This window comes from Roseococcus suduntuyensis, from assembly GCF_014196305.1.
In the GTDB taxonomy this organism is placed as follows: Bacteria; Pseudomonadota; Alphaproteobacteria; order Acetobacterales; family Acetobacteraceae; genus Roseococcus; species Roseococcus suduntuyensis.
On sequence record NZ_JACIDJ010000001.1, the window covers coordinates 978,709 to 1,000,978 of the forward strand.

Here is a 22,270-nt window from a genome sequence, read left to right on the forward strand (position 1 = left end):
CTGGATCACCAGAAGCGCAGGCGATCCAGGCTGAGGCTTTCCAGCACCCCGCGCCGCTCGGGCTGGATGATGGGCGTCTCGCCCTCCGCCACGGGGCGGCCCAGGGCCGCGTTTTCGCGCAGGCGCTGGGCCTCGCGGTTCGGATCCACCGGCACGCCGGGGGGCGGCGGGTCGCGCCAGAACAGGGCGCGGTCCACCAGGGTCCGGTTCACGTTCTCGGTCCGGGTGGCTTCCTGGTCGAGGGTGGAGCGGATGTCCTGCGGCACGGGGGTGGCGGTCTGGGCCAGCAGGGCGGCCTCGCCCGGGGTGGGGGCGGCGGGACGGCCGGGCACGCCGCCGGTCAGCAGCGCCTCGGCCTGTTCGCGCGCGGCGCGTTCCTGCGGGCGGGTGCTGCCCGGGCGCGGCGGCGGCAACTGCCCCAGCGAGGGCGGCATGGACAGCGGCGCGCGCGTCATCACCTGGAATTCATCCGGCGCATCGCGCGTCAGGCCCAGGGTGCGGGAGGTGTCCTGGCCGCAGCCGGCCAGCAGGCCCGCGACCAGCAGGGCGCCCAGCAGGGGGCGAAATTGAGGGGCAAGCTTCATGACGCTTCCTTGCGCTTGCTTTCCGGCCGGATCAAGGCGTCCCCCACCAGGGCGACGACCCCGCACACGATGGCCGCGTCCGCGACGTTAAACACATACCAGTGCCAGCCCCAGCCGTGAACGTCCACGAAGTCCACCACCGCGCCAAATCGCAGCCGGTCAATGACATTGCCGATGGCCCCGCCGATGACGGCGCCCAGCGCCAGGGCTACCAGCCGCGTCTCGGCGCGCGACAGCCAGCGCAGCAGGAACCCCGCCACGACCAGGGCGATGCCGGCCAGGATGACGTGGTTCCAGGCGCCCTCGCCCGAGAACAGCCCGAAGGTGACCCCCCGGTTCCAGACCATGGTGAGGTCAAGCCCCACCGGGCCCAGCGCCAGCAGCGGGATGTGCTGGCGCAGCGGCAGTTCCACGACCTCCAGGATCCACCACTTGCTGGCCTGGTCGGCCAGCAGCAGCAGGGCGGCGAAGACGAGGCCGGTTCGCAGCGGATGGGTCACGGCCCGACCACGGCCTCGCAGCGGCGGCACAGCGTGGGGTGGGCGGCGGATTGGCCCACCTCTTCCAGCACCTTCCAGCAGCGGTCGCATTTGTGGCCGGGGGCCAGCGCCACGTCGAGGCTGGTTTCCGCCCCCTCCGCCAGCGTGACCTTCGAGACGATCAGCGTTTCTGCCCAGGTCGCGGCGTCCAGCGTGGCGGCGGCATCCTCCGGCGCCAGCGTCAGGGTGACCGCGGCCTGGAGCGAAGAGCCGAAGGTGCCATCGCGCCGATGGTCCTCCAGGCTGCCCGTGACCAGCTTCCGCAGCCGGCGGATTTCCGCCCACTTCGCCGCCAGCGCGTCATCCCGCCAATTCTCCGGCAGTTCGGGGAAGAGCTGGAGATGCACGCTGCCCGCGCCCTCGCCGAAGCGGGCCGTCCAGGCTTCCTCCGCCGTGAAGACCAGCACGGGGGCCAGCCAGGCGCAGAGGCAGCGGTGCAGGCTGTCCAGCACCGTGCGCGCGCTGCGGCGGCGGAGACTGTCCTTGGCGTCGCAGTAGAGGCTGTCCTTGCGGATGTCGAAGTAGAAGGCGCTGAGGTCGGTGGCGCAGAAATTGTGGATCTCGGGCAACACGCCGTTCCAGTCATGCGACCGCACGGCGCGGCGCACGCGGGCGTCGAGTTCCGTCAGGCGGTGCAGCACCCAGCGTTCGAGTTCCGGCATCTCGGCCACCGGCACGCGCTCATGCCCGTCGAAGCCGGCCAGGTTGCCCAGCAGCCAGCGCAGCGTGTTGCGGATGCGGCGATAAAGCTCCGCCTGCTGCTCCAGGATGTTCTTGCCGATGCGCAGGTCTTCGGCCGTGTCGGAGTTCATCACCCACATGCGCAGGATGTCGGCGCCATACTTGGCGATGACCTCCTGCGGGGCGGTGACGTTGCCGAGCGACTTGGACATCTTCCGCCCGCCTTCGTCGAGGACGAAGCCATGGGTCAGCACGGCCTTGAAGGGTGCGACCCCGCGCGTGCCGACGGATTCCAGCAGCGAGGACTGGAACCAGCCGCGATGCTGGTCGGAGCCCTCCAGGTAGAGATCGGCCGGGAAGGGCAGGTTCCGCGGCGGCAGGACGAAGGCGTGGGTGGAGCCGGACTCGAACCAGACATCCACGATGTCCATGACCTGCTCGTAGTCGTCCGGGTTGCGGGTATTCCCCAGGAAACGCGCCGCCGCATCGGGCTGGTACCAGGCATCCGCGCCCTCGCTGCGGAAGGCGTCCACGATGCGCGCCATCACGTCGGGGTCGCGCAGCACCTCGCTGGTGCGCTTCTCGACGAAGACGGCGATGGGCACGCCCCAGGCGCGCTGGCGGCTGATGCACCAGTCCGGCCGCGAGGCCACCATGCCGCCGATGCGGTTGCGGCCCACATCGGGGATGAAGGTGGTGGCGGCGATGGCGTCCAGCGACTTTTGCCGGATGGCATTGCTGTCATCCATGGCGATGAACCATTGCGGCGTGGCGCGGAAGATGACGGGCTTCTTGGAGCGCCAGCTGTGCGGGTAGCTGTGCGTCAGCTTCGACTTCGCCACCAGCGTGCCGGCCGTCTCGCAGGCGGCATAGACCGCCTCATGCGCGCGGAAGACGTGCAGGCCTTCGAAGCCCGGGGCATGGTGGGTGAAGGTGCCGTCGTCGTTCACGGTCTCGGGCACCGGCAGCCCATGGGCGCGGCCGAGGTTGAAGTCGTCCTCGCCATGGCCGGGGGCGATGTGGACGAAGCCGGTGCCGGCCTCGGTGGTGACGAAGTCGCCGGGGAGGAGGGGGACGTCGAAATCGTAACCCGCCCCGCGCAGGGGGTGGGCGGCGATGGCGCCTTCCAGCTCCGCGCCCTTCAGCACGCGATGGAGGCTGTGCGCGCCCAGCCCCGCATCCTCGGCAAACTTCGGCAGCAGCGGCAGCGCCACCAGCAGCGTCTCGCCGACGCGCAGATGGCTGCCCTCGGCCACGCCCTCCACATGCACCAGCGCGTAGTCGATCTCCGGCCCATAGGCCACGGCGCGGTTGCCCGGGATGGTCCAGGGGGTGGTGGTCCAGATCACGACGCTGGCCCCGGCCTCCGGCCCGGAGACGATCGGAAACCGCGCCCACAGCGTCGGGCTCACATGGTCGTGGTATTCGATCTCCGCCTCGGCCAGCGCCGTCTTCTCGACCGGGCTCCACATCACCGGCCGCAGCCCGCGATACAGGCTGCCATTCATCAGGAAGCGGCCGATCTCCTCGACGATCACGCTCTCCGACGGGAAATCCATCGTGGCATACCGGTTCGCCCAGTCGCCCGCGACGCCAAGCCGGGCAAACTCCTCGCGCTGCACCTCCAGCCAATGCGCGGCATAGGCGCGGCATTCGGCGCGGAATTCCAGGACGGGCACCTCGTCCTTGTTCTTCTTCTTCGCGCGATACTCCTCCTCGACCTTCCACTCGATGGGCAGGCCGTGGCAGTCCCAGCCGGGCACGTAGTCGGCATCATAGCCCGACATCTGCGCCGCGCGGTTGATGACGTCCTTCAGGATCTTGTTCAGCGCGTGCCCGATGTGCAGCGGGCCGTTCGCATAGGGCGGGCCGTCATGCAGCACGAATTTCGGCCGCGCGGCCGCGCCGTCGCGCAGCTTCCGCCACAGATCCTGCTGCGCCCAGCGGGCCAGCATGGCGGGCTCGCGCTTCGGCAGGTCGCCCTTCATGGGGAAGGGGGTCTGCGGCAGGAAGACCGTCTGCCGGTAGTCGCGCGGGGGAGGGGCGTCGTTCATGGAATGTCTCATCCCCGCCGGGGCGGGGCGTCAGGGGTGGCGCGCGAAAGGGTCCCGGCCCTCAGCGGAGGACCGGGCCGGGAATTCGGAAAGGCCGCGCCGGGTGCATGCGTGGGATATGCGTGCCCCCCGGCCCCCTGGTCAAGCCAGCAGGGCCCGGGCGGCCGCCGCATCGGCCGCGATCTGGGTGGTGAGTTCCTGGAAGCTCGCGAACTTCCGCTCGTCGCGGATGAAGGCGAGCAGCGCGACCTCCACTTCCTGCCCGTAGAGGTCGCCCTGGAAATCAAACAGATGCGCCTCCAGCCGCGAGACGGGGTCGCCCCCCAGGGTCGGCCGGCGGCCCAGGTTGGCCACGCCCGGCACCACCCGCCCATCGGCCAGGGTCGCGCGCACGGCATAGACGCCCCGCGCCGGTTCCAGGTGCCGCCCCAGTGGGATGTTGGCGGTGGGAAAGCCGATGGTCCGCCCCCGCGCATCGCCATGGGTCACGGGGCCACGAATGGCCCAGGGCCGGCCCAGCAGCACCGCCGCGCGCTCCGGATAGCCATCCTGCAACTGTCGGCGGATGCGGGTGGAGCTGATGGGCCCCTCCGCATCGGCCAGATGCGGCACGATGGAGAGGCCGATGCCCCGCGCCTCGGCCGCCGCCTGCAGCACGCCGATATTGCCGCCGCGCCGGTGGCCGAAGGCGAAGTCGCCCCCGCAGGCCAGGTGCCTGGCGCCCAGGCCCTGGTGCAGCACGCCCTCCACGAATTCCTCGGCCGACATGGCGCTGAACGCCCCGTCGAAGGGCACGGCCACCACCGCGCGCACGCCGAGTGCGGCCAGCGCCGCCGCCTTGGCGGGCAGCAGTGTCAGGCGGAAGGGCGGGTCGTCGGGCCGGAAATGCTCGCGCGGGTGAGGCTCGAAGGTGAGTGCGACCAGGGGCAGGTCGGGCCGCGCCTGGTGGGCAGCCGCCAGCACGGCCGCATGGCCGCGGTGCACCCCGTCGAAATTGCCGAGCGCCACCGTCCCGCCGCGCGCCTCGGGCGGCAGGGCGCGCCAATCGCTGTGGATCATGTCTCGGTCTTCGTCATCCAGCGGGTGATGGCGGGCGGGGTCCATTGGGCCAGGGCATCCAGCGCGGCCTCGGGCGAGCCGGCGCGGAGTGCGAGGCCGGCATGGCGCGCCTGTACGAAGCCGCCCTTCACCATGCGGTCCAGCAGGGCGAAGAAGGGCGTCCAGTAGCCATCCGTGTCGAGATAGACCAACCCCTTCCCATGGATGCCAAGCTGCGCCCAGGACTGGATTTCCACGCTTTCCTCCAGCGTGCCGATGCCGCCGGGCAGCACCACGAAGCCGTCGGAGAGCTCGTTCATCATCTGCTTGCGGACATGCATGGACGGCACCACGCGCAGTTCCGTGACACCGCCATGGCCCAGCTCGCGGTCCATCAGCGCCTCGGGGATCACGCCGATCACCTCGGCGCCGGCCTTGATGGCGGCGTCCGCCACGATGCCCATCAGCCCCACCTTGCCCCCGCCATAGACGAGGCCCAGCCCCCGGGCGGCGATGGCGCGGCCGAGGGCCACGGCCAGTTCGGCATGGCGCGAGTCGGTCCCCGGCTGGGCGCCGCAGAAGACGCAGACGCGGCGGAATGCCGGGGTCGTCACGGCCTCATCCACGGGCGGGCACCATGACCGTGGCCTCGCCCTCGATCACCGGCTTGCCGCCGACGAGGCAGGTGGTGGAGAGGGTGGCGCGGCGCTTGGCCGGGTCCAGCGCCGTCACCTCCACCACCGCCGTCACCGTGTCGCCGATCTTCACGGGCGCGCGGAACTTCAGCGTCTGACCCATGTAGATGGTGCCCGGCCCCGGCAGCCTGGTGCCCAGCACGGCCGAGATCAGCCCGGCCGAGAGCATCCCATGCGCGATGCGCTGCTTGAACATGGTGCCGGCGGCGTGCTCGGCATCAATATGGACGGGGTTGGTATCGCCCGAGACGGCGGCGAACATCAGGATGTCCGCTTCGGTGATGGTCTTGGCGAAGCGCGCCGTCTGGCCGACGCTGAGTTCCTCGAAGGCGAAACCATCCATATTGCCGCTGCCCCTTTCGGCCTTTGCCAGGCGGCCGATTCACGGCTTCGGTGAGCCCACCGCAGCCGATCGGACGCCTGCGGCCAGGGTGTAGCCGCTCAGGCGGGGCGCGCAACAGGGTTCAGCGGCGCGTCTCGGTGCGCCCCACCTGGCGGCCCTGTGCGTCGTAATGGCGCGTCACGCCGCCCCGCGTCTCGGAACGCCCGGTCTGCCGGCCCTGGGCGTCGTAGTGGCGCGTGGTGTCCCCGCGCGTTTCGCTGCGGCCCGCGGCGCGGCCCTGGGCGTCATAGAGGCGGGTGGTGTCGCCCCGCACCTCCGCCCGGCCCTGGGCGCGGCCCTGCGCGTCGTAGTCGCGCCGGGTGTCGCCGCGCAATTCGCTGCGGCCGATCGGGCGGCCCTGCGCGTCATATTGTCGCAGCGTGGCCCCTCGCTGCTCCTCGCGCCCCAGGCTGCGCCCCTGCGCGTCATATTCGCGCTTGGACTGCGCCGAGGCATCGAGGGCCGGCAGCGAGAGGAGGAGGGCGGTGAGGAAAGCGGGCCACATGGGGCGAAGCCTTCCCTGCCCTCATGGCGTCAAGAAGGCAGCAATCGGGCGATGGTGACTTCGCGCAGCGTGCGATCCTCCAGTTCCAGGGAGGTCGGCACGGCGTGGCGGGAGAGGGGTTCCAGCCCCTCGCGCGGGAGATAGGCGCGGCCCGGATCGGCCAGCCAGACCTCGACGCCCGCCGCCGCCATGGCGCGCAGCCAGGGCAGGATATGGGCGGTCATCGGCGCCTCGTAGCAGACATCGCCGGCCAGGATGACGTCCCAACGGGGCGGATCACCCACCACGTCGCGGTCCAGCGCGGTCACGGACACGCCGTTCAGCACGGCGTTCAGGCGGATGGCGGCGACCGCCATGGGGTCAATCTCGGCGGCCTCGACCTGTGCCGCGCCGGCCTGGGCGGCGGCGATGGCGGCGATGCCGCAGCCCGCCGCGAAATCCAGCACCCGCCGCCCGCGCACCCGTTCGGGCGCGTCGAGGATGCTGCGCGCCAGGGCCTGCCCGCCCGGCCAGGCGAAGGCCCAGAAGGGGGGCTCGATGCCCGTTTGCGCCAGGAATTCCTCGCTGGCGTGCCAGATGGGGGTGATCTCGCTGGCCAGGTGCAGCCGGATTTCGGGCACCAGGGGGGCCACGCCGATGGTGGTCTGCGCCGTGATGAAGCCCTCGGCGTTCAAACCCGGCCGACCAGCATGGCCAGCGCCACGGCGAAGCCCACCTCGCGGTTGAACTTGAACAGCGCGAGGCAGCGCGCGGGATCATGGATGTCCAGCGCGCGGATCTGCCAGGCCAGCATCCCCGCCGGGACCAGCAGGGCCACGTAATACCACGCGGAAAGCCCCGCCACCGCCCCGGTCAGCGCCAGCAGCGCCACCGTCCCGGCATAGCAGGCGGCGAGGAAGGGGCGCGTGCGCTCGCCGAACTTCAGCGCGGTGGAGCCGATGCCCAGCATCGCGTCATCCTCGCGGTCCTGGTGCGCGTAGATGGTGTCGTAGCCGAGAATCCAGAGGATGGTGGCCGCGTAGAGCGGCAGCACCTCCCACCCCAGCCCGCCCGAGGCCGCCGCCGGCCCCATCACCGCGCCCCAGCCGAAGGTGAAGCCCAGTACAAGCTGCGGGTAGTCCGTCACGCGCTTGGCCGCCGGGTAGAGCAGGATGGGCAGCAGCGACAGCACGCCCAGCCAGATGGCGGTGGCCGAGAGTTGCAGCAGCACCACCAGCCCGATGGTGCAGAGAAGTGCGAGGAAGGCCACCGCCTGCCGCGGCGTGACGGCGCCTGAAGCGAGCGGCCGGCCCCGCGTGCGCTCCACCTTCGCGTCAATGTCGCGGTCCCACAAATCGTTCACCACGCAGCCCGCCCCGCGCATCACGAAGGCGCCCAGCAGGAACAGGAAGGCCAGCCACAGGCCGAAGCCCCAGGAGGGCGCCAGCAGCGCGATCCCCCACAGCCCCGGCAGAAACAGCAGCCAGGTGCCGATGGGCCGGTCGGCGCGCATCAGCAGCGCATAGGGCCGCCAGGACGCGGGTAGATGCGCGACCCAACCCTGGGTTCGGATGTCGGTGTAGCCTTGCACGGCGCCATGCAGCACGGCACATCGGGCCATGTCCATCCCTCGGGTCCACATGGAACAGGCGCTGGCGGAGGGCGCGGAATGCGCCCTCACCCCCGCCCAGGCGCATCATCTGGGCGTGGTGCTGCGCCGCGCGCCGGGTGCCGCCCTGCGCGCCTTCAACGCCACCGATGGCGAGTTCGAGGCGGAACTCACCGCCCTGCGGAAGGAACGCGGCGCGGTGCGGATCGGCCCCCGGCGGCGCGAACCCGTGGTGGAGCCCGAATTGCGCGCCCTGATCGCCGGCCTCAAGCGCGACGCCATGGGCTGGGCCGTCGAGAAGGCCACGGAACTGGGTGCGACGCGCATCATCCCCGTGCTGACCCGCCGCTGCGTGGCCGAGGGCGGCAAGACCGAACGCCTGGCCACCATCGCCCGGGGTGCCGCCGAACAATGTGAGCGCCTGTCGGTTCCGGTCGTGGACCCCGCCCGCCCGCTCCATGCCGTGCTGGACGCCTGGGACGGCGCGCCCCTGCTGGTGGCCGCCGAACGCCGCGAGTCCCGCCCCCTGCTGGAATTTTTGCCAGGACTGTCAGCGCCTTGTGCCTTCCTGGTCGGCCCGGAGGGCGGCTTTGAACGGGCCGAACTTGACGATCTGGCCCGGCGGCCCTTTGTTTCACTGGCCTCGCTCGGGCCGCGCATCCTCCGCGCGGAGACGGCGCTGGTGGCGGGTCTGTCGGCGATGTCCCTCTCGCTCGACCACCCGCCTGACGCATCAGGAACACGAGCACCGCATGTCCAACCCCGGCCAGGCTGACCCGACGCCGATCACCCACGCGCGTCAGTTGGCGGAGTGGTTCGCCGCCGGCTCCAAGCCGCGCGACGCCTGGCGCATCGGCACGGAGCACGAGAAGTTCGGCTTCCGCCGCCAGGGTGGCACGCCGCCCAGCTACGAGGACCAGGGCATCCAGGCCATGCTGGAGGGCATCCAGGCCAAGGGCTGGGCGCCCATCACCGATGCCGGGAACGTCATCGGCCTGACGCGGGATGGCGAATCGGTCAGCCTGGAGCCGGGCGGGCAGTTCGAGCTGTCCGGTGCGCCGACGCAGACCCTGCACGAGACGCGCCTGGAACTGGCCGCGCATCTGCGCGACGTGCACGAGATCGCGGCGCCGCTGGGCCTCGGCTTCGCCGGCATGGGCTTCCACCCGGTGGCGACGCGCGAGGCGATGCCCTGGATGCCCAAGTCCCGCTACAAGATCATGCGCCGCTACATGCCGCTGAAAGGCGGCCTCGGCCTCGACATGATGCTGCGGACCTGCACCGTGCAGGTGAACCTCGACTTCGGCGACGAGGCCGACATGGTGGAGAAGCTGCGCGTCTCTCTGGCGCTACAGCCGCTGGCCACGGCGCTCTTCGCCTCCTCGCCGCTGCTGGAGGGCACGCCCTCCGGCTTCAAGTCGCTGCGCGGCCGCGTCTGGACCGACACCGACCCCGACCGCACCGGCATCCCCGCCTGCGTCTTCGAGGAGGGCTTCGGCTTCGAGCGTTTCGCGGAATATGTGCTGGACGTGCCCATGTATTTCGTGGCGCGCGACGGCATCCTGCACGACGTGGCGGGTGCGTCCTTCCGCGACTTCATGGCCGGCCGCGTGGAGGCCCTGCGCGGCATCCCCGCCACCATGGGCGACGTGGCCGACCACGTGACCACCGTCTTCACCGAGGTGCGCCTCAAGAAATTCCTGGAGATGCGCGGCGCCGATTCCGGCAGCGCCGCCATGGTGCTGGCCAAGCCCGCCTTCTGGGTGGGGCTGCTCTATGACGACGCCGCGCAGAAGGCCGCGCGCGCGCTGACCCGCAGCTGGACGCTGGACGAGATCATGGCCATGCGCGCCGAGGTGCCGCAGCAGGCCCTCCAGGCGCGCATCGCGGGACGCGAGTTGCGCGACGTGGCGCGCGAGGTGCTGGCCATCAGCGCCGACGGGTTGCGCGCGCGCGGCCTGGGCGAGGAGGCCTATCTCGCGCCCCTGTGGGAGATCGCGGAAAGCGGCATGACGCAGGCCGACCGCATCCTCCAGCTCTACCACGGCCCCTGGGCGGGTGATGCCGCCCAGGCCCTGCCTTTCTGCGAGATGTGACCATGCTGCACGGTCGCCGGATCCTGCTGGTCGTCTCGGGCAGCGTCGCGGGGTTCAAGGCGCTGATGCTGGCGCGGCTGCTGCGCGCCGAGGGCGCCACGGTGCGCGCGGTGCTGACGGCGGCGGGCGCGCGCTTCGTCACGAAGGAATCGCTGGCCGCCATCACGGGCGAGGCGGTGCAGGACGACCTCTGGGCCGCCGAGGCCGAGATCGGCCATATCCGCCTGGCGCGCTGGGCGGAGCTGGTGGCGGTGGTGCCCGCTTCCGCGAACCGCCTGGCGCAGATGGCGCATGGCCTGGCCGATGACCTGGCGGGCTGCATCCTGCTCGCCACCCGCGCGCCGGTGCTGGTGGCGCCGGCCATGAACCCGGCCATGTGGGAACACCCGGCCACGCGTGCGAACATGGCGCTGCTGGCCGCGCGCGGCGTGCGCTTCGCCGGCCCCGTGGAGGGCGCCATGGCCGAGCCGGAGAGCGGCGCCGGACGCCTGATGGAACCCGATGCCATCGCCGCTGAAATCCGCGCCGTGCTGGCGGGCGGGCCTTTGTCGGGGCGCCATGTGCTGGTGACCAGCGGGCCCACGCATGAGCCGATAGACCCCGTGCGCTACATCGCCAACCGCAGCAGCGGCAGGCAGGGCCATGCCATCGCGGCCGCGCTTGCCCGGCTCGGTGCGCGCGTCACGCTGGTCAGCGGCCCCGTGCAGGTGCCGGACCCGGCGGGCGTGACGGTCCGCCGCGTGCAGACGGCGCGCGAGATGCTGGCCGCCTGCGAAGCGGCACTCCCCGCCGACGCCGTCATCTGCGCCGCCGCCGTGGCCGATTGGCGCGTGGCGGCGGAGGCCGGGCAGAAGATGAAGAAGGAACCGGGTGCCGCGGCGCCCACGCTCGCCATGGCGCTGAACCCGGACATTCTCGCCACCCTGTCGTGCCACGCGCAGCGCCCGCGCCTGGTGGTGGGTTTCGCCGCGGAGACGGAGAAGGTGGTGGCGCACGCGCGGGACAAGCTGGCGCGCAAGGGCTGCGACTGGATCGTGGCCAATGACGTGTCCGGCGATGTGATGGGGGGCGCGGAGAACGCCGTCCACCTCGTCACCGCATCCGGCGTGGAAGACTGGCCGCGCGCGCCGAAGGAGGAGGTGGCCGCCCGCCTCGCCGCGCGCGTGGCGGAGGCACTGGCATGACGCGCCTGATCGTCGAGCGGAGCGAGACGTGAATCAGCCGCGCATCAACCCGCGCCTGATCGTCGAGCGGAGCGAGACGTGAATCAGCCGCGCATCAACGTCCTCGTGCAGCGCCTGCCGCACGGCGCCGATCTGCCGCTGCCCGCCTATGCCACCGAGGGCGCGGCGGGCATGGACCTGCTGGCCGCGCGCGACCTGACGCTGCCGCCCGGCGGGCGCGCCCTGGTGCCGACCGGCCTCGCCATCGCGCTGCCCGAGGGCTACGAGATGCAGGTGCGCCCGCGCTCCGGCCTGGCACTCAAGCATGGCGTGACCGTGCTGAACGCGCCCGGCACGGTGGACGCGGATTATCGCGGCGAGGTCGGCGTCATCCTGATCAACACCGGTGATGCGCCCTTCGCCATCGCGCGGGGTGACCGCATCGCCCAGGCCGTCTTCGCGCCCGTGACGCGCGCCGGCTTCGAGGAGGTGGTGGTGCTGCCCGAGACGCGGCGCGGCACCGGCGGCTTCGGTTCCACGGGCTGAGCCGCCATGAATCTCGATTTCACCGAGGACGAACTCCAGCGTTACTCCCGGCACATCCTGCTGCGCGAGGTGGGCGCCATCGGCCAGGCCAGGCTGCGTGCGGCGCGGGTGCTGATCGTGGGCGCGGGGGGGCTGGGGTCGCCGCTGGCCATGTATCTCGCCGCCGCCGGCGTGGGCACGTTGGGGCTGGTGGACCATGACGTGTTGGAACTGTCCAACCTGCAACGGCAGATCGCGCACAGCACCGCGCGCATCGGCCAGCGCAAGGTGGACAGTGCGGCCGAGGCGCTGCGGGGCCTGAACCCCGAGGTGACGCTGGAACTCCATCCCCGCCGCATGGACGCCACCGCCGCGCGCGAACTGATCCCCCGCTACGACGTGATCTGCGACGGCACCGACAACTTCCCCACCCGCTTCCTGCTGGGCGATGCCTGCCACCTGCTGGGCAAGCCGCTGGTGAGTGCAGCCGTGCTGCGCTTCGAGGGCCAGCTTTCGGTGTTCCGCGCGCATGAGGGCGCGCCGCATCCCTGCCACCGTTGCCTGAACCCCGAGATGCCGCCACCCGGCCTTGTGCCCAGTTGCTCCGAGGCCGGCGTGCTGGGCGCCGTGGTGGGCGTGATGGGCACGCTGCAAGCCACCGAGGTGCTGAAGCTCATCATGGAGGTGGGCGAGGGCATGTCCGGCCGCCTACTGCTGTGGGACGCGCTGGATGCGCGCTTCCGCACGGTGCGCCTGAGGCGCGACCCGGGCTGCGCGCTGTGCGGCGAGCACGCCACCATCCATGACCTCTCGGCGCATGAAGCGCCATGAGCGCCCCCCCCATCCAACCCAGCATGGGCGTGCTGCTGATCTCGGGCGGGCATGAACGCGCGCATTACGCGCTGATGGTCGCCACCGCCGCCGCCGCCATCGGCCGCGAGGTGACGCTCTTCGCCACCAATGCCGGATGCCGCGCCCTCCTGGCCGACAACCCCCTGTTGCTTGATGCGCGCGAAGCGATGTTGGCGGAAGCGGGCGTTGCCACGCTTGCCGAATTGCTGGAAGCGGCCGAGGCGCTGGGCCTGCGCCGCATCGTCTGCGAATCCGGCCTGCGCGCCGAAGGCCTGCAGGAGGCGCCACTCGCGCCCGGCGTGGAGCTCGCGGGAATCGTGACCTTTCTCGCCGCCGTGGGGCCAGGCCAGATCGTCACCTTGTAATCCCAGGCTTGCGCCGCCACGGGCCGATGCGGCAGCCTTCCGGCAAGAAACCCACCGGGGGGTGAGAACTTGGCCTACGCGCTGCAACAGCTGATCAATGGTGTGGCCCTGGGAATGATCTACGGCCTCATCGCCGTGGGCTACACCATGGTCTACGGCATCATCGGCATGATCAACTTCGCCCATGGCGACATCTTCATGGTGGGCGCCTTCGTGGCGCTGATCACCATCGTGCTGCTGCTCTCGGGCGGGATCATGGAGGGGCCGGGCGCCATCATGCTGGTGCTGCTGGTCTCGATGTGCGTCACCGCCCTCTATGGCTGGACGGTGGAGCGCGTGGCCTATCGCCCGCTGCGCGGGTCCTTCCGGCTGGCGCCGCTGATCTCCGCCATCGGCATGTCCATCGTGCTGCAGAACTATGTGCAGGTGGCGCAGGGGGCGCGGGTGAAGCCGCTGGAACCCATCGTGCCCGGTGGCTTCACGGTGATGACGGAGGGCACCTTCGTCGTGCAGGTGAGCTGGATGCAGCTGGTCATCGTGCTGGTCACGCTGGCGGTGCTGGCGGTCTTCACCTGGCTGGTGACGCGCACCGCACTCGGCCGATCCATGCGCGCCTGCGAGCAGGATCGGCGGATGGCGCAGCTTCTCGGCATCAACACGGACCGCGTCATCAGCATCACCTTCGTGATCGGCGCGGCGCTCGCGTCCGTCGCGGGCATGATGTACCTGCTGCGCTATGGCGTGATTGATTTCTACATCGGCTTCCTGGCCGGGGTGAAAGCCTTCACGGCGGCCGTTCTCGGCGGCATCGGCTCCTTGCCCGGGGCGGTGCTGGGGGGCCTGTTGATCGGGCTGATCGAGACCTTCTGGTCCGCCTATTTCAGCGTGGCCTACAAGGACGTGGCCACCTTCGCCATCCTCGCCATCGTGCTGATCTTCATGCCGACCGGGCTGCTCGGCCGCGCCGAGGTCGAGAAGGTATGAAGGGCCTCGACCCCCAGGCGGCGCTGAAGGACATGCTGCTGGCCGGGCTCGTCGCGCTCGGCCTCTTCGCGCCGCTGGTGGGGCTGCGGACGGATGTCTCGCCCACCGGCGCGCTGTTCATCCGCACGCGCTGGACGGATGTGGCCATCATCGTGGGCCTCGTCATGGCCGGGCGCCTCGCGATGCACATCTTTCTCGCGCGGCGCGAGGCGCGGGCGGCCATGGCGGATTTGTCGAAGCCCGGCCGCTTCGCCACCCAGGCGGCCTTCCTCGCGCGCATCCTGGGGCCGGTGCTGCTGGGCGTGGCCCTGCTGCTGCCGGCCATCCCGGGGATCGGGCGCTATGAGCTGGACCTCGGCATCCTGGTGCTGACCTACATCATGCTGGGCTGGGGGCTGAACATCGTGGTGGGCCTGGCTGGCCTGCTCGACCTCGGCTACGTCGCCTTCTATGCGGTCGGCGCCTATTCCTATGCGCTGCTGGCGCAGTATTTCGGCTTCTCCTTCTGGCTGTGCCTGCCGCTGGCGGGCATCCTCGCCGCCTTCTGGGGCATCCTGCTGGGCTTTCCGGTGCTGCGGCTGCGGGGCGATTATCTCGCCATCGTCACGCTGGCCTTCGGCGAGATCATCCGCATCGTGCTGCTGAACTGGGTGTCGCTGACGGGCGGTTCGAACGGCATCTCCGGCATCCCGCGGCCGTCCTTCTTCGGCCTGCCCTTCTCCATGGAGGGCGGCCCCGGCACCTTCGCGGGCTTCTTCGGCATCGAACCCTCGCCGGTGCACCGCGTCATCTTCCTCTATTACCTGATCCTCGCACTCGCGATGCTGACCAACTGGGTCTCCATCCGCATCCGCAAGCAGCCGCTGGGCCGCGCCTGGGAGGCGATGCGCGAGGACGAGATCGCCTGCCGCAGCCTCGGCATCAACATCCGCAACACCAAGCTCTCCGCCTTCATGATCGGCGCGATGTTCGGCGGCTTCGCCGGAGCCTTCTTCGCCACGCGCCAGGGCTTCATCAGCCCCGAGAGCTTCACCTTCATCGAGAGCGCCATCATCCTCGCCATTGTCGTGCTGGGCGGGCTGGGCAGCCAGATCGGCGTCGCCATCGCGGCCATCGTCATGATCGGCGGCTTCGAGCTGTTCCGCGACCTGGAGGAATGGCGGATGCTGGTCTTCGGCGCCGCCATGGTGCTGATCATGGTGTGGCGCCCGCGCGGCCTGGTGGGCAGCCGCCAGCCCACGGTGGTGCTGCGCGAACGCCGCCGCATCGGCAGCGAGCATGTGGCCGAGGGGCGCGGCTGATGGCGGCCCCCATCCTGGAGGTGGACGCGCTCTCCATGCGCTTCGGCGGCCTCAAGGCGGTGGATGAGGTCAGCTTCACCGCGCATGCGGGCGACATCACCGCCGTCATCGGCCCCAATGGCGCGGGCAAGACCACGGTGTTCAACTGCATCACGGGCTTCTATCGCCCCACCTCCGGCCGGCTGCGCCTGCACCGCGACGGCCGCGCCACGGAATTGCAGAAGCTGCAGGGCCACGACATCGCGCGCGCGGGCATCGCGCGCACCTTCCAGAACATTCGCCTCTTTCCCGGCATGACGGCGCTGGAGAATCTGCTGGTGGCGCAGCACCGGCCGCTGATGCGCGCCTCGGGCTTCGCCATCGGCGCCATCCTGGGCCTTTCGGGCTATCCGGCGGCGGAACGTGCGGCCATCGCGCGCGCGACACGCTGGCTGGAGGCCACGGGCCTGATCGAGCGTGCGGACGATCCCGCCGGCGCGCTGCCCTATGGCCAGCAGCGGCGGCTGGAGATCGCGCGGGCCATGTGCACCTCGCCTTTGCTGCTCTGCCTGGACGAGCCCGCGGCGGGGCTGAACCCGCGCGAATCGGTGGACCTCGCACGGCTGCTGCGCGCCATCCGCGACGGGGAGGCCGCCGAGGGCGAGCCGCCCTGTTCCCTGCTGCTGATCGAGCATGACATGGGCGTCGTGATGGGCATCTCCGACCGCGTGGTGGTGCTGGACCACGGCAAGAAGATCGCCGATGGCACGCCCGCCGAGGTGCGCGCCGACCCGCGCGTCATCGCCGCCTATCTGGGCGAGGGCGACGAGGACGAAGTGCCCGCCGAGGCCGCGCCATGACCATGCTGCACCTGGACAATGTCACCGCCGGCTATGGCGCGGTGCAGGCGCTGAAGGGCGTTTCCATCGAGGTCCATCCCGGCGAGATCGTGACGCTGATCGGCGCCAATGGCGCGGGCAAGTCCACCCTGCTGATGACGCTGTGCGGCGACCCGCGCGCGCGTTCGGGCCGCATCAGCTTCGAGGGGCGCGACATCACGCAGATGCCCACCCACGAGATCATGCAGCTCGGCCTCGCCCAGGCGCCGGAGGGACGGCGCATCTTCCCGCGCATGACGGTGCGCGAGAACCTGCTGATCGGCGCGCAGGTGGCGGGCCACGACCCCGCGCCGGAGCTGGAGCGCGTCTTCGCCATCTTCCCCCGCCTGCACGAACGCCAGGCGCAGCGCGGCGGCACGCTTTCGGGCGGGGAGCAGCAGATGCTCGCCATCGGCCGCGCGCTGATGTCGCGCCCGCGCCTGCTGCTGCTGGACGAGCCCTCGCTCGGCCTCGCCCCGCTGATCGTGCGGATGATCTTCGACACCATCCGCCGCCTGAACCAGGAGGAGGGCCTGACCGTGCTGCTGGTGGAGCAGAACGCGAACCAGGCGCTGCGCCTGGCCCATCGCGGCTACGTGCTCGTCACGGGGCAGATCACCATGGCGGGCACGGGCGCCGAATTGCTGGCGCGGCCCGAGGTGCGCGAGGCCTATCTGGGCGGGCATTAGGCTTTGCCGGGAGGGCGATTCACCGCTTCGGCGATTCCGCCTTCGCGGATCGCGCTACGTTGCCGGGAGGGCGATTCACCGCTCCGGCGATTCCGCCTGCGCGGATCGCGCTCCCGAAGCTTTCCTGTTCCCCCGCGCGCCGCGCTTCGACTAGCCTTTCACCACGGGCCAGCAAGGCCCCATCCAGGAGGAACTCATGTTCAACAGACGTGTCCTGCTCGGCGCCACGGGTGCGGCGGCGCTCTCGGCGCCCTCCCTCGTCCAGGCGCAGTCGGGCCCCATCCGCGTGGCCTCGGTGGGGCCCATGACGGGCCAGTATGCCGCCTTCGGCACGCAGCTTCGCGTGGGCGCCGAGGCCGCGGTGGCCGACCTCAACGCCGCCGGCGGCGTGCTGGGGCGCCAACTGGCGCTGGAAATCGGCGACGATGCCTGCGACCCGCGCCAGGCGGTGAGCGTGGCCAACCAGCTCGCCTCGCGCCGCGTGCGCTTCATCGCGGGGCATTTCTGCTCCGGCTCCTCCATCCCGGCGCGCGACGTCTATGCGGAGGAGGGCGTGCTGATGATGAGCCCGGCCTCCACCAACCCGCGCTTCACCGAGGAGGGCAAGTGGAACACCTTCCGCGTCTGTGGCCGCGACGACCAGCAGGGCATGGTGGCGGGCACCCACATCGCGCGGCAGATGGGCAACCAGCGCGTCGCCATCCTGCACGACAACTCCGCCTATGGCCGCGGCCTCGCGGAGGAGACCAAGAAGGCGATGAACGCGGCCGGCAAGCAGGAGGAGATCTTCGCCGCCTACACGCCCGGTGAGCGCGACTACAACGCCATCGTCTCGCGCCTGCAGGCGGCGAACATCCAGGTGCTCTACATCGGCGGCTACCACACCGAGAGCGGCCTCATCCTGCGCCAGGCGCGCGAGCGCGGGCTGAACCTGACCCTCATCGGCGGCGATGCGCTCGTGACGAACGAGTTCTGGCAGATCGCGGGCCCGGCGGGCGAGGGCACGCTGATGACCTTCGCCTCCGACCCCCGCCGGCGCCCCACGGCGGCCGAGGTGGTGGCCCGTTTCCGCGCCCGCAACGTGGATCCGGAAGGCTACGTTCTCTACACCTACGCCGCGATGCAGATCTGGGCGGCGGCCATGGCGCGCACCAATGCCGATGACCCGCGCCGCATCGCCGCCACGCTGAAGTCGGGCGGGCCGTGGCAATCGGTGCTGGGCCCGATCAGCTTCACCGACAAGGGCGACCCGACCGAGCCCGACTACGTCTTCTACCGCTGGAGCAACGGGGCCTACGCCGAAATCTCCTAAAATCCAGCGGTCAGCCGCAGCCCCAGCAGCACCGCGTCCGGCAGGGCGCGCGTGTTGCTGCGGCGGGTGTCCGGTTCGCCGGCGGCGGGGTTGAACATGGCCTGCACGAAGGGCCGCACCGCCAGCCGGTCCTCGATGACCGAGAGGTTGTAGTTCACCTCCAGCACCGTCTCGTGGCTCCGCACGGGGCGGTCCTCGCCGAAGGCGATCAGGTCGCGGTCCAGGCGGCGCGACCGTGCGCCGATCCGTGCGTGCGAGACGCCGACCGAAAGCGTATCCGCCTCGCGCCCGAAGGGCCCGCTCCAGGCCAGGCCCGCATCCAGTTGCAGGGAGACGGCGTTGCGATCCCCGGGCTGGGCGAAGCCGCGCGCGAAGACCGCGACATGCTGCCCCTCGCCGCGCCAGACCACCGCCTCGGCCACGGCATAGCCGCCGTAGTTGCCCGCGCGGCGGCGGGGCTGGCCGCTGCTGTCCGGGTCCGCCAGGGAGAGGCCGATCTCATCCCGTCGCACATCGTCGAAGCGCGCGGTGTGGTACCAGCCGCCCAGCTTCACCGCCCAGGGGCGCGGGGTGTGGGCCTCGGGCGCGCTGCCGCCCGTGACGGCCTCGGCCATGAGGAAGGCGCCGCCGCGGGTGCTGAAGTTCAGCCCATGGCGGTTGTGGCGCTGCGGGTCCGCATCCGCGAGATACCGCCCGCCCGGATCGCCCGAGAAGACGCCGATGCGGAACCCCGTCGCGTCCTCCGGGTCGCCCAGGGCGAGGCGCAGGCCGGGTGTCGCCAACGGATAGGCCGGCCCGCCCGAGGGCAGGGCGCCGGCCAGTGCCACCGGCCAGCCGAAGGTGCCGTTGACCAGGTGCTCGGCCGCGCTGGCGGTGGCGAATTCGCTGTCGGCCGCCAGTTGGCCGAAGCGGAAGGAGCCAAGGCCGAAGAGGTCGCGCTCCAGCCACAACTCGAACAGGCGGAAGGTGGTCAGCGCCTCGATGTTGCTGGCGGGTGCCAGGCTGCCCACCCGGTCCAGCGTGGGCTGGCGGCCCCAGATGCCCATGGCGCTGGCATGGCCGCGCCAGCCATCCAGCCCCACCAGCACGCCGAAATCCGCCGTCAGCCCCAGCCGCACCTGGCCCACGGCCGAGACGCCGCGCCGCACCCCGCCGGTGGCAACGCCCACCGTGTCGAGGGTGCCCTGGACGCTGGCGCAGAGGCCAGGGGTGAGGGCCAGGCCCTCCTCGCAGCCATTGTCGCCATGGGCATGGGCGGTGGAGAAGGCCAGCAGCGGGGCCAGCAGCGCAGCGGGGAGGCAGCGAAACATTGAACGACCCTACATATGTTCAGGTATTGTTATATTATAACATGAAGTGCTCCTGACGACCAGCGGGCATGGGTCCGGAGGGGCCCGGCGCCTGATGGGCGTTGGCCCCTCAGGCGGCCGCCCGCCGTGGCAGCGCGATCAGGATGCCGCCCGCCGCGATCACCGCCGCCCCCACCAGCGTGAACAGGTCCGGCCAGTCGGCAAAGACCAGGATGCCCGCCAGCATCGCCCAGATGAGCTGGCTGTAGGAGAGCGGCGCCAGCAGGCTGGCCGGCGCCCGCGCATAGGCCAGCACCAGCAGCCCGTGGCTCAGCGCGCCCAGCAGCCCCACCATCACCAGCCCCACCCACTCGATCGGCGCGGGCGGCATGAAGACGAAGGGCTGCAGCAGGCTGGCGGCCAGGGCGGCGGCGATGGCCGTGTGCATGATGGTGGTGCGCGGGTCATCCAGCTTGGCCAGGCGCCGCGTCAGGATCTGGTAGAAGGCGAACATGGTGGCGGTGCACAGCGGCAGCAGATAGGCCCAGTGCAGCGCCTCGCCCGTCAGGAAGGGCGGCCGCACCGCGATCATCACCCCCACGAAGCCGATGGCCACCCCCGCCCAGCGCCGCCAGCCCACCGGTTCGCGCAGCAACACCGCCGCGAGTGCGACCGTGATGAGCGGCGAGGCGAAGCCCACGGCCGTGGCATCCGCGATGGGGATATGCGCCAGCGCCTCGGTGAAGGTCAGCGTGCAGCCCAGCAGCAGCAGCGATCGCAGCACCTGCAAGCCCGGCGCGCGGGAGCGCCAGGGCAGGCGGCCCATGACCAGCCGCAGCGTGATGGCGACCGCGAGCGCCGAGAAGGTGAAGCGGGCCCAGGCCAGCTGCACGGCGTGGAAGTCGGACAGCAGCTTGAACAGCGTGTCCATCACCACGAAGAGCATGAGTGCCGCGAGTTGCAGCGCCACGCCGTGAAGGGGCCGGTCCATCAGGGGCCTTTATCCGGCGCGGCCTGCGCGCCGGACCATGAAGCCTGGCGTGTTACGCCGCGTCCTCGCGCCGGTCCTTCACGCGGACATAGGCGACGGCCGCGTGCTCGGCGCAATAGGGCTTCCCGTTCAGGGATTCCGCCGTGCAGAAGCGGAAGCCGGGCGTGCCGGGCTCGCCGATCGGCCAGCAGCAGCTGCGCGCGCTGGCACGGGCGAAGGGCCGCAGCACATTGGCGGGCTTGGGCGCGCCGAGGGCGGCGGGCATCTCGGCCACGCGCGGCTCGGGCCGGCGCGCCTCCGGGCGCGGGGGCATGGGGGTGGCGGCGGGCGCGGCCATCACGGCGGCCGGCACCGGCGCCACGGGCGGGGCGGCGGCCACCACGCGCAGCGGCGGCAGCGTGGGGCGGCGGCCGGCCGCGACGGGGCGCGCGGCGGCGGGGTCGCGCCGGATGGGGCTTGGCCGCGCGGGCAATTGCAGGCGGTGCGCCTTACCCACAACGGAATTTTTCGAGACGCCCATGCGGCGCCCGATCTCCGCGGTGGAATGCCCTTCGGACCACAGCGCGCGAAGGCGCTCGATCGCTTCCGACGTCCAATCCATCTGGATGCCCCTTGGCTGAATACCAGATGATGTAGCAAAGCGGACTATTGACCTACAAGCACTGGATTGTCCCGAGTCGGCAGAAACTTGTGGAAAAGCCTTGTCACTCCACTTTGGGTGGTGGCCGAATCCTGCGGGACTCATTGGGAATCATTAACGCATTGCCATTTTATGGCGATGTCGCTGGATTTTCACGAAATGCAAATCTTTCAGCGCGTGCCCAGCAGCACCAGCACCACGCCCGCCACCAGGATCAGCGCGCCCAGAACGTCCTTGCCCTTGAGCCTCTCGCCCAGGAAGAAGCGGCTGAACAGCAGGGTGAACAGGATTTCCACCTGACCCACCGCGCGCACCAGGGCCACCGGCGCCAGCGCGAAGCCCATGAACCAGCAGGACGACCCCGCGGCGGACAGCGCCCCCACCTTCGCGCTGTCCCGCCAGGTGCGGAATACGGCGGTGAGCTGCCCGGGCTCCCGCCACAGCAGCCAGCCGCCCTGCATCACGGTCTGCATGGCGTTGGTCAGCACCACGGCGAAGAGCGCCTTCAGCAGCACATCCTCGCCCGGCAATTCGGCATTGGCGGTGCGGATGCAGATGGCCGTCAGCGCGAAGCAGAAGCCCGACGACATGCCGCGCAGCGCGGCCGGCTGGGTGGTGGCGCGCAGGATTTCGGCGGGGCTCAGCCCGCGGCCCGCCAGGGTCAGATACATCACCCCGCCCACGCTGATCGCGATGCCGGCCCAGGAGGTCAGCGACAGCACCTCGCCCAGCACCACCACCGCGATGATGGAGGCCTGCACCGCCTCGGTCTTGGAATAGGCCGTCCCCACCGCGAAGCCGCGCGGCCCGAAGGAGGAGATGAGCAGGTTGGTGCCGAAGATCTGCATCAAGCCGGCCATGGCGCAGAGCGCCAGGAACCACAGCGTCGGCGTGCCGAAGCTGCCGCCGAAGACCAGCCAATATGTGCCCAGGATCATCAGCCCGAAGGGCACGCCATAGAGGTAGCGCACCACCGCCGCGCCATTGAGGGAGAGCTGCCCGCGCAACCGCTGCTGCAAGGCCGTGCGCCAGGTCTGGAACAGCGCGGCGCAGAGCGTGATCAGAACCCAAAGCGACAAGTGGCGGCCCCCGAAGTCCGGCCACGCTAGACCCGGCGCGGGGCGGCGTCAGCCCCCCGGG

At 70.9% G+C, this 22,270-nt stretch carries 24 protein-coding genes; 11 read left to right on the forward strand and 13 right to left on the reverse strand.

Annotated elements, in window-relative coordinates; translation table 11 throughout:
* Positions 1-5 precede the first annotated feature (5 nt).
* The 9 genes from GGQ83_RS04550 to ubiA form a co-directional block, all read right to left on the reverse strand.
* On the reverse strand, positions 6-584 hold the full coding sequence (locus tag GGQ83_RS04550; protein ID WP_184382389.1) for a DUF3035 domain-containing protein: 579 nt from the start codon (positions 582-584) through the stop codon (positions 6-8).
* Positions 581-1,084 (reverse strand): signal peptidase II, encoded by a 504-nt coding sequence (lspA, locus tag GGQ83_RS04555; RefSeq protein ID WP_311727217.1) that lies wholly within the window; start codon positions 1,082-1,084, stop codon positions 581-583. Before lspA ends, GGQ83_RS04550 begins: the two co-directional genes overlap by 4 nt.
* Positions 1,081-3,858, reverse strand: a complete 2,778-nt coding sequence (ileS, locus tag GGQ83_RS04560; RefSeq protein ID WP_184382391.1) for an isoleucine--tRNA ligase — start codon at positions 3,856-3,858, stop codon at positions 1,081-1,083. Before ileS ends, lspA begins: the two co-directional genes overlap by 4 nt.
* Before the next feature lie 141 nt (positions 3,859-3,999).
* Entirely contained in the window at positions 4,000-4,917 is a 918-nt protein-coding gene (locus GGQ83_RS04565) for a bifunctional riboflavin kinase/FAD synthetase (RefSeq protein WP_184382392.1), read from the reverse strand.
* Positions 4,914-5,510, reverse strand: coding sequence for an LOG family protein (locus GGQ83_RS04570; RefSeq protein ID WP_184382393.1), 597 nt, complete (start codon positions 5,508-5,510; stop codon positions 4,914-4,916). The genes GGQ83_RS04565 and GGQ83_RS04570 overlap by 4 nt, the downstream gene beginning before the upstream one ends.
* 4 nt (positions 5,511-5,514) lie before the next feature.
* Positions 5,515-5,934: a MaoC family dehydratase gene (locus GGQ83_RS04575; protein WP_184382394.1), complete on the reverse strand. Its 420-nt coding sequence runs from the start codon at positions 5,932-5,934 to the stop codon at positions 5,515-5,517.
* 121 nt (positions 5,935-6,055) lie between these two features.
* On the reverse strand, positions 6,056-6,478 hold the full coding sequence (locus tag GGQ83_RS04580) for a type IV secretion protein Rhs (RefSeq protein ID WP_184382395.1): 423 nt from the start codon (positions 6,476-6,478) through the stop codon (positions 6,056-6,058).
* Positions 6,479-6,507: 29 nt separating this feature from the next.
* A complete protein-coding gene (locus GGQ83_RS04585; RefSeq protein ID WP_184382396.1) occupies positions 6,508-7,152 on the reverse strand; it encodes a class I SAM-dependent methyltransferase in 645 nt (214 codons plus the stop codon).
* Entirely contained in the window at positions 7,149-8,084 is a 936-nt protein-coding gene (gene ubiA / locus GGQ83_RS04590; protein ID WP_184382397.1) for a 4-hydroxybenzoate octaprenyltransferase, read from the reverse strand. Before ubiA ends, GGQ83_RS04585 begins: the two co-directional genes overlap by 4 nt.
* Here ubiA and GGQ83_RS04595 point away from each other — a divergent pair.
* The 11 genes from GGQ83_RS04595 to GGQ83_RS04645 all read left to right on the forward strand — a co-directional run bounded on the left by GGQ83_RS04595 (position 8,077) and on the right by GGQ83_RS04645 (position 18,210).
* Positions 8,077-8,841: an RsmE family RNA methyltransferase gene (locus GGQ83_RS04595; RefSeq protein WP_184382398.1), complete on the forward strand. Its 765-nt coding sequence runs from the start codon at positions 8,077-8,079 to the stop codon at positions 8,839-8,841. The genes ubiA and GGQ83_RS04595 overlap by 8 nt on opposite strands.
* Positions 8,819-10,162: a glutamate--cysteine ligase gene (locus GGQ83_RS04600; protein ID WP_184382399.1), complete on the forward strand. Its 1,344-nt coding sequence runs from the start codon at positions 8,819-8,821 to the stop codon at positions 10,160-10,162. Before GGQ83_RS04595 ends, GGQ83_RS04600 begins: the two co-directional genes overlap by 23 nt.
* A gap of 2 nt (positions 10,163-10,164) precedes the next feature.
* Positions 10,165-11,346 carry a bifunctional phosphopantothenoylcysteine decarboxylase/phosphopantothenate--cysteine ligase CoaBC gene (gene coaBC, locus GGQ83_RS04605; RefSeq protein WP_184382400.1) on the forward strand — a complete coding sequence of 394 codons (1,182 nt, stop codon included), beginning with the start codon at positions 10,165-10,167 and terminating at the stop codon, positions 11,344-11,346.
* Between the two features lie 78 nt (positions 11,347-11,424).
* Positions 11,425-11,871, forward strand: a complete 447-nt coding sequence (gene dut, locus GGQ83_RS04610) for a dUTP diphosphatase (protein ID WP_184382401.1) — start codon at positions 11,425-11,427, stop codon at positions 11,869-11,871.
* Positions 11,872-11,877: 6 nt separating this feature from the next.
* Positions 11,878-12,681 (forward strand): HesA/MoeB/ThiF family protein, encoded by an 804-nt coding sequence (locus GGQ83_RS04615; protein ID WP_184382402.1) that lies wholly within the window; start codon positions 11,878-11,880, stop codon positions 12,679-12,681.
* Complete coding sequence (locus GGQ83_RS04620) at positions 12,678-13,067, forward strand: DsrE family protein (protein WP_184382403.1); 390 nt, start codon at positions 12,678-12,680, stop codon at positions 13,065-13,067. The genes GGQ83_RS04615 and GGQ83_RS04620 overlap by 4 nt, the downstream gene beginning before the upstream one ends.
* Positions 13,068-13,136: 69 nt before the next feature.
* A complete protein-coding gene (locus GGQ83_RS04625; protein ID WP_184382404.1) occupies positions 13,137-14,051 on the forward strand; it encodes an ABC transporter permease subunit in 915 nt (304 codons plus the stop codon).
* Positions 14,048-15,352: a high-affinity branched-chain amino acid ABC transporter permease LivM gene (gene livM, locus GGQ83_RS04630; protein ID WP_184382405.1), complete on the forward strand. Its 1,305-nt coding sequence runs from the start codon at positions 14,048-14,050 to the stop codon at positions 15,350-15,352. The genes GGQ83_RS04625 and livM overlap by 4 nt, the downstream gene beginning before the upstream one ends.
* Entirely contained in the window at positions 15,352-16,191 is an 840-nt protein-coding gene (locus tag GGQ83_RS04635) for an ABC transporter ATP-binding protein (RefSeq protein ID WP_184382406.1), read from the forward strand. The genes livM and GGQ83_RS04635 overlap by 1 nt, the downstream gene beginning before the upstream one ends.
* On the forward strand, positions 16,188-16,898 hold the full coding sequence (locus tag GGQ83_RS04640) for an ABC transporter ATP-binding protein (protein ID WP_184382407.1): 711 nt from the start codon (positions 16,188-16,190) through the stop codon (positions 16,896-16,898). The genes GGQ83_RS04635 and GGQ83_RS04640 overlap by 4 nt, the downstream gene beginning before the upstream one ends.
* Positions 16,899-17,094: 196 nt before the next feature.
* Positions 17,095-18,210: a branched-chain amino acid ABC transporter substrate-binding protein gene (locus GGQ83_RS04645; RefSeq protein WP_184382408.1), complete on the forward strand. Its 1,116-nt coding sequence runs from the start codon at positions 17,095-17,097 to the stop codon at positions 18,208-18,210.
* On the opposite strand, the gene GGQ83_RS04650 is transcribed toward GGQ83_RS04645, so the two are convergent.
* From GGQ83_RS04650 to GGQ83_RS04665, 4 genes are all read right to left on the reverse strand, one after another.
* Complete coding sequence (locus tag GGQ83_RS04650; RefSeq protein ID WP_184382409.1) at positions 18,207-19,520, reverse strand: carbohydrate porin; 1,314 nt, start codon at positions 19,518-19,520, stop codon at positions 18,207-18,209. The genes GGQ83_RS04645 and GGQ83_RS04650 overlap by 4 nt on opposite strands.
* A 109-nt stretch (positions 19,521-19,629) precedes the next feature.
* Positions 19,630-20,490, reverse strand: coding sequence for a DMT family transporter (locus GGQ83_RS04655; RefSeq protein WP_184382410.1), 861 nt, complete (start codon positions 20,488-20,490; stop codon positions 19,630-19,632).
* 52 nt (positions 20,491-20,542) lie between these two features.
* Positions 20,543-21,091: a GcrA family cell cycle regulator gene (locus GGQ83_RS04660; RefSeq protein ID WP_184382411.1), complete on the reverse strand. Its 549-nt coding sequence runs from the start codon at positions 21,089-21,091 to the stop codon at positions 20,543-20,545.
* A 209-nt stretch (positions 21,092-21,300) separates the two neighbouring features.
* Entirely contained in the window at positions 21,301-22,209 is a 909-nt protein-coding gene (locus tag GGQ83_RS04665) for an EamA family transporter (protein WP_184382412.1), read from the reverse strand.
* Between the last annotated feature and the right edge of the window lie 61 nt (positions 22,210-22,270).